Source organism: Bradyrhizobium cenepequi, from assembly GCF_020329485.1.
GTDB lineage: Bacteria > Pseudomonadota > Alphaproteobacteria > Rhizobiales > Xanthobacteraceae > Bradyrhizobium > Bradyrhizobium cenepequi.
Genome location: NZ_JAGKJI010000015.1, coordinates 137879 through 149882 on the forward strand (window position 1 = coordinate 137879; position 12004 = coordinate 149882).

Consider the following 12004-nt stretch of genomic DNA (forward strand, 5'->3'; position numbering starts at 1 on the left):
CCTCACCAAACCATAAGACCGCGGCCGACGCCATCCGCGCCGCCCCGCAAGAAGCCGAAAATCGCAGCGACGGCAACCGCGGCGACGAATCCGTCCAGCCGGTCCATCAGCCCGCCATGGCCGGGAATGAGATGGCTGGAATCCTTCACGCCGAACCGCCGCTTCACCGCGGACTCGAAGAGATCGCCGAACTGGGAAACCACCGACAGCGCCGCGCCCAACACCAGCAGCGGCGCAACCGGGCCGAGGCCGAACACCGCAAAGCCGGCCGCGATGATGAGGCTTCCCACCAAGCTGCCAACTGCGCCAGCCCAGGTCTTCTTCGGGCTGACCCGCGGCCAGAGTTTTGGGCCACCGATGCCGCGGCCCGCGAAATAGCCGCTGCTGTCGGTCGCCCAGACGACCAACAGCACGAACATCAGAGCCACAAAGCCTTCCGAATCCTGCCGCAGCAGGACCGAGGCGATTTCCGCGACGGCGGCGTAGCAAAATCCTGCGATCGTCCACTGACGTTGCTCAGGTGAAATCACGGCAATCGCGATCAGCCCGATCGCCAGCACCAGCAGCGAGGCGTCAAGCCGCCCTGCCCCGAGACAGAGCCCCGCAGCCGCCAGCGCGAGCACGCCGGCCACGATCACGCGCAGCCTGTGCCCGGCGCCGATAACCGCCAGCCATTCGACATAGAGGCCGATCGCGGCGAGCGTAACGAGAAGAATCCAGAGAAAACCGCCGGCATAGGCGATCGCAATCGCAACCGGCGCCAGCACCAGCGCCGCGATCACGCGCATCAGGAGGTTGCGCGATGGCGGCTCATTCGTTGCCGCGGGTGCGGCTTTATCTTGGGTCACGATGCGGTTTTCGCAGCCAGGCCGCCAAAGCGGCGCTCGCGTCTGGCATATTCGGCAATCGCACTTTCCAGCGCCACCTTGTCGAAGTCCGGCCAGTGGATCGGCACGAACACGAGCTCGCTATAGGCTGCCTGCCACATCAGGAAGTTCGACAGCCGCTGTTCGCCGCTGGTGCGGATGATCAGATCGGGGTCGGGAATGTCGGGGGCGTCGAGATATTGCCCGAGCGTGTCGGCGTCGATCGAGGCGGGATCGCGCTTTCCTTCGGCAACCTCCTGCGCCAGCCGCCGCGCCGCGCCGGCGATCTCCTGGCGCGAGCCATAGTTGAAGGCAACGACGAGATTGAGTTTGGTGTTCTCCCTGGTGAGTTCTTCGGCTTCGTTGAGGAGCGCGCAGATATCCGGCTCCAGCCCATCGCGCTGGCCGATGACGCGCACCCTCACCCCGTCGCGGTGCAGCGTCGCCAGATCATTGCGGATGAAGCGGCGCAACAGTCCGAAGAGATCGCCGATCTCGGTCGCCGGACGCGACCAGTTCTCTGACGAGAACGAGAAGATGGTGAGATAGAGGATGCCAAGTTCGTGGCAGGCCCGCACGACACGGCGCAGCGCCTCTACGCCGCGCCGATGTCCCTCCGCGCGCGGCAGGCCCCGTGCTGCCGCCCAGCGTCCGTTGCCGTCCATGATGATGGCCACATGCAACGGGCTGCCGGTTCGATCCGGTCCGGCAATTGCAGGTGCAGGCGCATTCGACATCGGCGCTGTCCAAATCAGACGGTCAGGATTTCCTTTTCCTTGGCCGCCAGCAATTGATCGATTTCGGCGATCACGCCGTCGGTCGCCTTCTGCACCTCGGCGGCGAGCCGCTCCTGATCGTCCTCGGAGATCTCGTGGTTCTTCTCGAGCTTCTTGACGATATCGAGCCCATCGCGGCGGACATGACGGACCGCCACCTTGGCCGCTTCCGCATATTTGTGCGCGACCTTCACGAGTTCCTTGCGACGCTCGGCATTGAGTTCGGGAATACGCAGTCGCAACACCTGGCCTTCGGTCGCCGGCGAGAGGCCGAGATTGGAATCGACGATCGCCTTCTCAACCGCCTTCACCATCGACTTGTCCCAGACCTGCACCGAGAGCAGCCGCGGCTCGGGCACGGTGACGGTGGCAAGCTGGTTGAGCGGCATGTGCGAGCCGTAGGCCTCAACCTGCACCGGCTCAAGCATCGACGCCGCGGCACGGCCAGTGCGAAGACCGCCCAATTCGTGCTTGAGGGACTGGGTCGCGCCCTGCATGCGGCGCTTCAATTCGTTGATGTCAAAACCAGGCGTGGGCATGACGCTCTCCCTTCTCTGGATCGTCATCCGATCGGATAGGATCGGACCAAGATCTCATCTCTTCGCTGGAGCATGATCTCTTCGGAAACCGGCTCCCGCCTTTCCGGATCATACCCTGGAAACCAACCGCCATGCAGCGACGCCCGAGCGTCAGCCGGCGACGACCGTACCGTGGCCCGTGCCGCGCAGGATCGCGCCGATCGAGCCAGGCTCGGCGATCGAGAACACGATGATAGGCAGCGACGTCTCGCGGGCAAGCGCGAATGCGGTCGCGTCCATGACCTTGTAACCGCCGGCAATCGCCTGCGAATGCGTCAGGCGATCGAAGCGTTTGGCCGATGGATCCTTCTTGGGATCGGCACTGTAGACGCCGTCGACATTAGTGGCCTTCAAGACCGCATCGGCGCCGATCTCGGCCGCGCGCAGGACCGCGGTGGTATCTGTGGTGAAGAACGGATTGCCGGTTCCGCCGCCGAGCAAGATGATCTTGCCCTCGGCGAGGTATTTGTGCGCCGCACCGCGGGTGAACAATTCGCAGATCTCCGGCATCACGAAGGCCGACAGGGCCTGCGCCGGGGTGCCTTTACGCTCGATCGCCGATTCCAGCGCGAGGCAGTTCATCACGGTTGCCAGCATGCCCATGGTGTCGCCGGTGGTGCGGGATACGCCTTGGGACGACACCTGCACGCCGCGCACCATGTTGCCGCCGCCGACCACGACGGCAACCTCGGTGCCGAGATGGCGAGCCGCGATCAGGTCATCGGCGATGCGGTCGATGGTGGCCTGGTCGATGCCGAAGGATTGGCTGCCGGCGAGGTATTCGCCCGAAAGCTTGATCACCACGCGACGATAGACCGGCTCAGCCATGATCGCTTCCTCAAATCCCGCGCAAGCGGGTTCCGGCGGGATGCGCCGGAACCATCCGATCCCCGCGGTTACTTCTTGCCGCTGGCGGCCGCGACTTCGGCTGCGAAATCGGATTCCTGCTTCTCGATTCCCTCGCCGAGAGCATAGCGCACAAAACCGGTGACCTTCACCGGTCCGCCGATCTTGCCCTCAGCTTCCTTGAGCGCCTGCGCGACGGACTTTCCGCTGTCGTGGATAAAAGCCTGCTCCAGGAGGCAGACCTCCTTGTAGAAGGTCTTCAGGCCGGACTCGACGATCTTCTCGATCACGTTCTCCGGCTTGCCCTGCTGACGGTACTTGTCGGCAAGCACGTCCTTCTCGCGCCTGACGAGGTCGGGATCGAGCCCGGCGGGATCGATCGCCTGCGGGTTCGCTGCGGCGACGTGCATGGCGAGCTGGCGGCCGAGCACCGCAAGCTCATCGGCCTTGCCGGCCGATTCCAGTGCCACGATCACGCCCATCTTGCCGGCCCCCTCGGTGACGGCGTTGTGGATGTAGCTCGACACCACGCCCTTGCCGACCTCAAGCGCGGCCGCGCGGCGCAGCGTCATGTTCTCGCCGATGGTCGCGATCGCATCGTTGATCGCAGCCTCGACCGTGACGGCGCCAACCTTGGCCGCCTTGATCTTCTCGACGTCGGCGCCGACTTCGAGCGCAACCTGGGCGATCATCTTGACCAGGCCCTGGAATTGATCGTTGCGCGCGACGAAGTCGGTCTCCGAATTGACTTCGACGACGACGCCCTTGGTGTCCTTGGTCAGGGCGCCGATCAGGCCCTCGGCGGCAACGCGGCCGGCCTTCTTGGCGGCCTTCGAGAGACCCTTCTTGCGCAGCCAATCTTGCGCGGCCTGCATGTCGCCGGCGGTCTCGGTCAGCGCCGCCTTGCAATCCATCATTCCCGCGCCGGTCGACTCGCGCAGGTCCTTGACCATCGCTGCTGTGATCGTTGCCATCGTTGAATTCCTTCTTGCCTGTGAAGCGCTGCGGCGCCCGGTGGGCGCCGCAGCCAGCGACAGGGAATGCCTTGATCTGGGAATTGAAGCGCTGGCCGGAAAGGTCCGGCCACGCGGCCGTCTACGTTATTCGGCTTCCGCGGTGAGCGTCTTGGCCTGGGCGACCCAGGCGTCGGCACGGCTCGGCAGACCGACCTCTTCGCCGATCTTATGCGCGGTATCGTGATCGAGCTCGGCGAGCTGCCAATAGTGGAAGATGCCGAGATCGTTGAGCTTCTTCTCGATCGTGCCGGACACGCCGATGAGCTTCTTGAGGTTGTCGGCGGTGCCGCGCGGCCCCGGCAGGCCTTGGAAGCCGGTCGCTGCCGACGGTGCCGCGACCTCTTCCCGTGCCGGCTCAACGGAGGCGCCGATGTCGATACCGACATCGCCCTGCGCGCGCGAGATGCCGTCGATCGCGGCCCGCGCGACCAGGTCGCAATAGAGCGAGATTGCCCGGCCGGCGTCGTCATTGCCCGGCACCACATAGGTGATGCCCTTCGGGTCCGAATTGGTGTCGACGATCGCGGCGACGGGGATATTGAGCCGCTGCGCTTCCTGGATCGCGATGTCTTCCTTGTTGGTGTCGATCACGAAGATCATGTCGGGCAGGCCGCCCATGTCCTTGATGCCGCCGAGCGAGCGGTCGAGCTTGTCGCGCTCGCGCTGCAGCGTCAGCCGTTCCTTCTTGGTGTAGGAATTGGCTTCACCGGACGAGAGCACCTCGTCCAGGTGACGCAGCCGCTTGATCGAGGCCGAGATCGTCTTCCAGTTGGTCAGCGTGCCGCCGAGCCAGCGCGAATTGACGAAATACTGCGCTGAACGCTTGGCCGCTTCCGCGACCCCGTCCTGCGCCTGCCGCTTGGTGCCGACGAACAGAATGCGGCCGCCCTTGGCAACGGTGTCGCTGACCGCCTGCAACGCACGGTGCAGCATCGGCACGGTCTGGGCGAGGTCGATGATATGGATGTTGTTGCGGGCGCCGAAAATGTACTCCGCCATTTTCGGGTTCCAGCGGTGGGATTGGTGGCCAAAGTGCACGCCAGCTTCCAAAAGCTGACGCATGCTGAAATCGGGTAGCGACATCGTTTGATTCTCCGGTTGGTTCCTCCGGAAACGTGTGAGCAAGCGAGCCTTGTCGGCCCGGCTGCCACCGGACGGCCTTCTAGAGCCATGTTTCCGTGTGAGATGGCGCGCTATATAGCGCGATTTCCGCCAGAAGCAAGGAAATATGGGCGGATTTGGGGGCTCCGAGGCTGGTTAACCTCGCTGTTCGGGCGAAGCGACGCGCTTTACCGCTTCAAAGGACCGCAAGCACGGCTCCATTTATCAATGCCCGCAATCACTTGCCCCGCCGGGCAATCGAACTTGTGAAGAACGATTGCCGCTCAAAAGGTCTCCGGCCATCGCCGGCCGCCATGAAATACCCGTAAGACCTGAACGGTCCTGCCCGCCACACGATAAGGCACAATGTAGGGCGTCTTCGGAATTACAAGTTCTCGCGTCCCAGGAACTCGGCCTGATCTCCCCATTTCGGGATTGTCGGACAGCAACGTCTCGACGTTATGCATGATGTGAAGAACGACACGCTTTGCCGCCGCGCGGTTGCTCTGCTCAATATAGGCCCGTATCGCGACAAGGTCCTCAATGGCCTCGGGTGACCAAACCGCGCTCATTTCCGCTTGGGAAGCGGTTTCTCTTTGCCGCTCCCCCACGACGTCACCCAGTCTTTGATGTCCTCGTGCGGAATTCCCTCTCCGCGATCAAGCGAAGCGATCGCTTGCTTGATGCCCGCAACCTGCCACTCGTTAACGTCGAGATACTCGTTGATCGCCTCCGCAGCGAGGAAAGAACGGCTACGGCCGGTGCTCTTGGCGAGTTTCTCCAGCCTTTTTTTTGCAGCTGCATCTACGCGCACTGTGAAGGTCATCGAGCCCATATCTCATCCATTGTGCGAGTTTGTACACAAATAAGCGCTGGAGGTCGGCAAGGCAACCGCCAAACAGGCTCTTCGGCTCCGCTCACAGTGTCTCGACCATCTCGACGCCAGAGACCGCCTTGATGGCGCCGGCGATCTGCGGGGACACCTGGAAGCGGCCTTCGAGCTTGAATTCGACCTCGGTCTCGAGATCGAGGCGCAGCACCAGCGCGATATCGCCGCCGGTGCCATTGCCCGGCTGAAGTCGCTTGGCGATCGAGTCCAGCGGCTTGGTGTCGCGCAGGAAAATGCGCAGGCCCTTTTGCGTCTTGGCGGCGGCGGCATCGAGCGGCTCGGCATGCAGCACGCGGGCGCGCACGTCCTCGCCCTGCAGTTCGGCACCGAGCTGCAACAGCACGGCGGTGCCCGGCTCCAGCACGTCGCGGTATTGCGCCAATCCTTCGGAGAACAGCACCGCCTCGAAATGGCCGGTGGGGTCCGACAGGCCCATGATGCCCATCTTGTTGCCGGTCTTGGTGCGCCGCTCCATGCGCGAGACCACCGTGGCGGCGACTTTGCCCGCCGTCGCGCCGGTCTTCACCGCCCGCGAAAACTCGGCCCAGGACTGCACCCGCAGCCGTTTCAGGGCCGTGGCGTAGTCGTCGAGCGGGTGGCCTGAGAGGAAGAAGCCGATAGCGTCATATTCGCGTCGCAGCCGCTCCGCCGGCAGACACGGTTCGACCTGCGGCAGCACGATGCTCGGCGCGTCCGAAAGTCCGCCGAACATATCGTTCTGGCCCGATGTCGCAGCCTCGTGGCTACGCTGGCAAGCGGCGAGGATCGCATCCGCGCCGGCAAAGACCCGCGTACGGTTCGGCTCGAGCGAATCAAAGGCGCCGGCGGCGGCGAGACTTTCGATGATGCGCTTGTTGATCGCGCGCGGGCTCACGCGCGCGGCGAAATCGGCCAGCGACGTGAACGCGCCCTTCTTCCGTTCCTCGACGATCTGCTCGACCGCCTGCAGACCGACCCCTTTCAGCGCGGCCAGTGCGTAGTAGATGGTGTTACTTCCGACCTCGAAGGTCGCGCCGGAGCGGTTGATGTCTGGTGGTTCGACCTTGATGCCGAGCCGCTGCGCTTCAGAGCGGAATTCGGAAAGCTTATCGGTGTTGTTGAGTTCGAGCGTCATCGACGCCGCCAGGAACTCCACCGGGTAATGCGCCTTCATGTAGGCGGTTTGATAGGACACCAGCGCATAGGCCGCGGCGTGGCTCTTGTTGAAGCCGTAGTCGGCGAACTTGGCGAGCAATTCGAAGATCGTCTCCGCTTGCCCTTTCGGCACGCTATTCTTGACCGCACCGGCAACGAAGATCTCGCGCTGCTTCTCCATCTCGGCGCGGATCTTCTTGCCCATGGCGCGGCGCAGCAGGTCGGCTTGGCCGAGCGTGTAGCCCGCCATCTGCTGCGCGATCTGCATCACCTGCTCCTGGTAGATGATGACGCCGAACGTCTCTTTCAGGATCGGCTCCAGGATCGGATGCAGATATTCCGGCTCTTCGTCGCCGTGCTTGCGCGCGCAATAGGTCGGGATGTTGGCCATCGGGCCGGGGCGATAGAGCGCCACCAGCGCGATGATGTCCTCGAAACGGTCCGGCCGCATGTCGATCAGCGCCCGCCGCATGCCCTGGCTTTCAACCTGGAACACGCCGACCACATCGCCCCGCGCCAGCATCTGGTAGCTTTCGGCATCGTCGATCGGCAGTGTCGCCAGATTGACATGCTCATTGCGTTGCTTGAGCAGCCTCACGGCGACATCGAGCACCGTCAACGTCTTCAGGCCGAGGAAGTCGAACTTCACAAGTCCCGCAGGCTCGACCCACTTCATGTTGAACTGGGTCACCGGCATGTCGGATTTGGGATCACGATAGAGCGGCACGAGCTCGCTCAAGGGGCGGTCGCCGATCACGATGCCGGCGGCATGGGTCGACGCGTGCCGGGTCAGGCCTTCCAGGCGTTGCGCGATGTCGAAGGCGCGCGCAACCACCGGATCCTCGTCGCGGAAAGCCTGCAGCTTGGGCTCCCCTTCGATCGCCTGCGCCAGTGTCACGGGCGCGGCGGGGTTTTGCGGCACCAGCTTCGTCAGCTTGTCGACCTGGCCATAGGGCATCTGCAGCACGCGGCCGACGTCGCGCAGCACGCCGCGTGCCTGCAGCGTACCGAAGGTGATGATCTGCGCCACCTGGTCGCGGCCGTAGCGCTCCTGCACATAGGAGATCACCTCGCCGCGGCGATCCTGGCAGAAGTCGATATCGAAGTCCGGCATCGACACGCGTTCCGGATTGAGGAAGCGCTCGAACAGCAGGCCGAACCGGATCGGGTCGAGATCGGTGATGGTCAAGGCCCAAGCGACCAGCGAGCCTGCGCCCGAGCCGCGGCCCGGCCCGACCGGGATGTCGTGGGCCTTGGCCCATTTGATGAAGTCGGAGACGATCAGGAAGTAGCCCGCATAGTTCATGCGGTTGATGACATCGATCTCGAAGGCGAGACGCTTCTGATAATCCTCTTCGGTGGTGCCCGGCGACAAGCCATGGATCCGGAGACGCCTTGCGAGCCCCTCCTCGGCCTGACGCATCAGTTCCGCAGCCTCCTCGCTTGCCGCATCGGACGCCGACCCAGCACCGACCGTGAAGCGCGGCAAGATCGGCTTGCGCGCCTTCGGGCGGAACGAGCAGCGCTCGGCGATCTCGATCGTCGATGCCAGCGCTTCCGGAATATCCGCAAACAACACCGCCATCTCGGCGCGCGTCTTGAAGCGATGGTCGGGCGTGAGCTGCTCGCGCTCGGTCTCCGCGATCAGCCGGCCGCCGGCAATGCACAGGAGCGCATCGTGGGCCTCGTAGTCGTCGGTGCTTGCGAAATAGGGCTCATTGGTCGCGACCAGCGGCAGGCCCTTCGTATAGGCAAGATCGATCAGGCCAGCCTCGGTGCGGCGCTCCTTGTCGGCGCCATGACGCTGCAGCTCGATATAGAGGCGTTCGCCGAACAGGCTCGCCAGGCGCTCGCAACGCGTGGTGGCCAGGCTCGCCTGATCGGCCGCGAACGCAAGCGCGATCGGTCCGTCCGGACCACCGGTCAAGGCGATCAGATCTTCGGCATCATCCTTCAGCCAGTCGAACTTTATGTGCGGCGACTGGTGGACGGGCGTCTCGAGGAACGCTCGCGAGTTCAACCGCATCAGACTGCGATAGCCACGCTCCCGCGCGGCGAGCAGCACGAATCGGGCCGGAGCGCCGGCCAGCGCGCTGCGCGAATTCGGGTCGACATCGCCGAAATCGATGGCGAGCTCGCAGCCGACGATGGGCTGGATGCCGTAGCCGGCCATCTTGTCGGAGAATTCCAGCGCGCCGAACATGTTGTCGGTGTCTGTCAGCGCGAGCGCCGGCTGGCGGTCCGCTTTGGCGAGTTCGCCGAGCTTGGCGACCTTGATCGAACCCTTCAGCAGCGAATAGGCCGAATGAACGTGAAGATGGACGAATCCGGCACTGGGCATGGTGCTTCGAAGGGCCTTGGGTTTCGTGGAGGGACGCAACTGCCGGGCTGGGCACCAGGGCCATCATTCCCGACTCGCCGTTCAATGGTGATGTCTCCGATCCCCGGAGTCCATGCCGAACGCGCCATCGTGATGCGACGTCCGGCTTTTCCCCAGGGATGGGCGGCCCACTGGAATCGGCGTGCCCTCCTGCCCGTTCAGAGCTGCGGAATCAGCTGCGCCCAGACCGCGATCATTCCAATGAACAGCGTGATCGATGCCAGCGCCGCCGCCTCTTCGACGAAGATCTTCAACATCGGCCGTCTCCTTGATGAGAACATACGAAGAACAATGTTCCCTTTTTGTTCCGAGAGTCAAGGAGGGGTAGTGGGTCAGTTTGAGAATTGACCCCTGTGGTTAATTCTTGACCTGCCCATTCCCGCCCAACTGAAACAAACGAGGACGTGCTGGTTGGGGTCCCTAGGGCGTTTGGGAGCGGTCATGGCTTCTCACAAGTGTATTCTGCGGGGAACAGGCCCCTGTCGGGGGACGCGCCGCATTGCCTGTCGATCAATCCCCCGTATGGCGGCCTGATCCCCGTATCGGCTTGATGCGGTCGGAGCACAAGAAATACCGACAGCGCGACCATTGCGCCCGCCACAAGCATAAGGATTGCGTGCCGCCGCATCCCGCCAATATGCGCCCCGACCCGCGTGTTTTCCAGCCCGGAACGCTGCCCTAATCAAACTGATCCACTACCCAAGAACGGACGTTGGGCCGGCTCGGAGAATCGCACTCCAATGAAGCGGGTGGTTAATGCGCGGCCGCAGCCGGCGAGGTCATCCGAATATCTTTTCCGGCTGCACGGTCAGCCTGTGCGCGACGTAAGGCGTCCCGCTGTAGCGCTCGAGGACTTCGCCGCAAACCGAGCAGCGGAATTCTCCCGGCTGGCCGGGAAGCGAATCGACCTCGATGCGGCGGTAACCGGCTTCGCATCTCGGACATTGGACGTCGGACTTCAGCATGACGCTCACAGTGCGCCGCGATCGCGGCATTTTCGCGCCGTGCGGCGACGATGATCGGGAGCCGACCGACGGCCGCCATGAAGAAGAAAACCCCGGGCAAATTGCCCGGGGCTGATTGTGTCGCGTAGTTTTCGTGAAATCAGTACTTCGCGAACAGCGGAGCGCCAGCGCCGAACTTGTAGTTCACGCGGACGGTAACGAGATCGACGTCCTGCTGGATGTCGTCGATACGGGAGATACCGCCCACCGGGGTGATGAACGTGTAGCTCTCGGTATCCATGAACAGGTGGTTGTACTCGACGCCAGCCGACCAGCCCGGGGCGAAGGCGACTTCGACACCGGCGCCGACGCTGCCGCCCCAACGGGTCTTTTCGACGCGGTCGTTGACGATACCGAAACCGGTGGCCAAGCCCTCGTACTTGCTGTTGGTGACCGCAGCACCGCCCTTCACGTAGAGCAGCACGTTGTTCCAGGCGTAGCCAACCTGGCCGGTGATCAGGCCGAAGGCATCAATCTTGGTGCGGTTGGTGAAAGTCGGATCGACAAGGCTGATGCTGGTGCCGCTGAAGTCAGCCCAGTTGCCTTGACCTTCGACACCGAACACCCAGTTGCCGGCCTGCCAGCGATAGCCGAGCTGGCCACCAACCGTGCCGCCGGTCGCGTCATGGGAACCCTCGCCGACGCCGAAACCGAAGACCGAGGTGTTCGTCCACTCGTTGCGGCTTGAGCCCCAGCCGCCGTTGACGCCGATGTAGAACCCGCTCCAATCATAGATGGTGGCGACCACCGGAGGAGCTTTGGTGTAAGGACGCGCAGCGAGATCAGCGGCGACCGCCGGCGCAGCCGCGCCAAGGGCGACCAAGCTCGCCGTTACAAGCAAAACCTTCTTCATTTTTACTTCCCGTTCCAGATGTGATGACCCCACGGTCTTCACGCGCCTGAATAACAGGGTTCCCCAAAATTGCTGTAACTTGGGTGCAACAGATGTGGCGAAACGACTCTGACGAAAATGTGAGTTAACGTTGTATTGCTTATACTTAGCCCGAAGATCGCACCGTTCCACCGCCACAAAAAAATCACACTGCAGCCTTCGCCGCACTCCATGTGTTGCATATTTGTTTGACGTCCCTCGGTTGTACGGCTTGGATCGGGTGACGAACGACGGGCTGCAATCAAGGAGATGAGATGCGCAACGTGATCCTGGTTTTGTCCGCGGCCGCCGCGATCGGCGCCCTCGGAACCACGCCAGCCGCAGCGGTCGGCACGCGCTATCCTTTCTGCATCCAGGGCAGCGAACATCCCGGGCTCAGCAACTGCACTTTCACCAGCTACGAGCAGTGCCAGGCCACGGCCTCCGGGCGCTTCCTGTATTGCATTCCCAATCCCTTCTACGCGGGTAATAGCAACGGTCGGCGGGCTTCGCGCCGGCCTCCCCCCGTCCCCGCCCCAGTCC

At 63.4% G+C, this 12004-nt stretch carries 12 protein-coding genes; 1 reads left to right on the forward strand and 11 read right to left on the reverse strand.

Annotation, left to right across the window (positions count from 1 at the left end; all coding sequences use genetic code 11):
- Positions 1–2: 2 nt before the first annotated feature.
- The 11 genes from J6497_RS18155 to J6497_RS18205 all read right to left on the reverse strand — a co-directional run bounded on the left by J6497_RS18155 (position 3) and on the right by J6497_RS18205 (position 11443).
- Positions 3–848: a phosphatidate cytidylyltransferase gene (locus tag J6497_RS18155; protein ID WP_225705642.1), complete on the reverse strand. Its 846-nt coding sequence runs from the start codon at positions 846–848 to the stop codon at positions 3–5.
- Positions 845–1603, reverse strand: coding sequence for an isoprenyl transferase (locus J6497_RS18160; protein ID WP_225705643.1), 759 nt, complete (start codon positions 1601–1603; stop codon positions 845–847). The genes J6497_RS18155 and J6497_RS18160 overlap by 4 nt, the downstream gene beginning before the upstream one ends.
- Before the next feature lie 14 nt (positions 1604–1617).
- Positions 1618–2181: a ribosome recycling factor gene (gene frr / locus J6497_RS18165; RefSeq protein WP_225705644.1), complete on the reverse strand. Its 564-nt coding sequence runs from the start codon at positions 2179–2181 to the stop codon at positions 1618–1620.
- Positions 2182–2331: 150 nt separating this feature from the next.
- Positions 2332–3048, reverse strand: a complete 717-nt coding sequence (gene pyrH, locus J6497_RS18170; protein ID WP_225705645.1) for a UMP kinase — start codon at positions 3046–3048, stop codon at positions 2332–2334.
- Positions 3049–3116: 68 nt separating this feature from the next.
- Positions 3117–4040, reverse strand: coding sequence for a translation elongation factor Ts (gene tsf / locus J6497_RS18175; protein ID WP_225705646.1), 924 nt, complete (start codon positions 4038–4040; stop codon positions 3117–3119).
- A gap of 126 nt (positions 4041–4166) precedes the next feature.
- On the reverse strand, positions 4167–5165 hold the full coding sequence (locus J6497_RS18180) for a 30S ribosomal protein S2 (RefSeq protein ID WP_225705647.1): 999 nt from the start codon (positions 5163–5165) through the stop codon (positions 4167–4169).
- Between the two features lie 302 nt (positions 5166–5467).
- Complete coding sequence (locus J6497_RS18185; RefSeq protein WP_225705648.1) at positions 5468–5755, reverse strand: type II toxin-antitoxin system RelE/ParE family toxin; 288 nt, start codon at positions 5753–5755, stop codon at positions 5468–5470.
- Positions 5752–6009 carry a CopG family ribbon-helix-helix protein gene (locus J6497_RS18190; RefSeq protein WP_225705649.1) on the reverse strand — a complete coding sequence of 86 codons (258 nt, stop codon included), beginning with the start codon at positions 6007–6009 and terminating at the stop codon, positions 5752–5754. The genes J6497_RS18185 and J6497_RS18190 overlap by 4 nt, the downstream gene beginning before the upstream one ends.
- 91 nt (positions 6010–6100) lie before the next feature.
- Positions 6101–9547 (reverse strand): DNA polymerase III subunit alpha, encoded by a 3447-nt coding sequence (dnaE, locus tag J6497_RS18195; protein WP_225705650.1) that lies wholly within the window; start codon positions 9545–9547, stop codon positions 6101–6103.
- An 818-nt stretch (positions 9548–10365) separates the two neighbouring features.
- A complete protein-coding gene (locus tag J6497_RS18200) occupies positions 10366–10551 on the reverse strand; it encodes a zinc-ribbon domain-containing protein (protein ID WP_225705651.1) in 186 nt (61 codons plus the stop codon).
- Between the two features lie 139 nt (positions 10552–10690).
- Positions 10691–11443: an outer membrane protein gene (locus J6497_RS18205; RefSeq protein WP_225705652.1), complete on the reverse strand. Its 753-nt coding sequence runs from the start codon at positions 11441–11443 to the stop codon at positions 10691–10693.
- A 293-nt stretch (positions 11444–11736) separates the two neighbouring features.
- Here J6497_RS18205 and J6497_RS18210 point away from each other — a divergent pair.
- Positions 11737–12004: DUF3551 domain-containing protein (locus tag J6497_RS18210; RefSeq protein ID WP_225705653.1), on the forward strand; the 268-nt coding region annotated here is incomplete at its 3' end.

Bases quoted from the DNA above. Each gene is read 5' to 3' on its own strand.
- J6497_RS18205 (WP_225705652.1), bottom strand. From the start codon at position 11,443: ATGAAGAAGGTTTTGCTTGTAACGGCGAGCTTGGTCGCCCTTGGCGCG.
- J6497_RS18200 (WP_225705651.1), bottom strand. From the start codon at position 10,551: ATGCTGAAGTCCGACGTCCAATGTCCGAGATGCGAAGCCGGTTACCGC.
- pyrH (WP_225705645.1), bottom strand. From the start codon at position 3,048: ATGGCTGAGCCGGTCTATCGTCGCGTGGTGATCAAGCTTTCGGGCGAA.
- J6497_RS18185 (WP_225705648.1), bottom strand. From the start codon at position 5,755: ATGAGCGCGGTTTGGTCACCCGAGGCCATTGAGGACCTTGTCGCGATA.
- frr (WP_225705644.1), bottom strand. From the start codon at position 2,181: ATGCCCACGCCTGGTTTTGACATCAACGAATTGAAGCGCCGCATGCAG.
- dnaE (WP_225705650.1), bottom strand. From the start codon at position 9,547: ATGCCCAGTGCCGGATTCGTCCATCTTCACGTTCATTCGGCCTATTCG.
- J6497_RS18160 (WP_225705643.1), bottom strand. From the start codon at position 1,603: ATGTCGAATGCGCCTGCACCTGCAATTGCCGGACCGGATCGAACCGGC.
- J6497_RS18190 (WP_225705649.1), bottom strand. From the start codon at position 6,009: ATGACCTTCACAGTGCGCGTAGATGCAGCTGCAAAAAAAAGGCTGGAG.
- J6497_RS18180 (WP_225705647.1), bottom strand. From the start codon at position 5,165: ATGTCGCTACCCGATTTCAGCATGCGTCAGCTTTTGGAAGCTGGCGTG.
- tsf (WP_225705646.1), bottom strand. From the start codon at position 4,040: ATGGCAACGATCACAGCAGCGATGGTCAAGGACCTGCGCGAGTCGACC.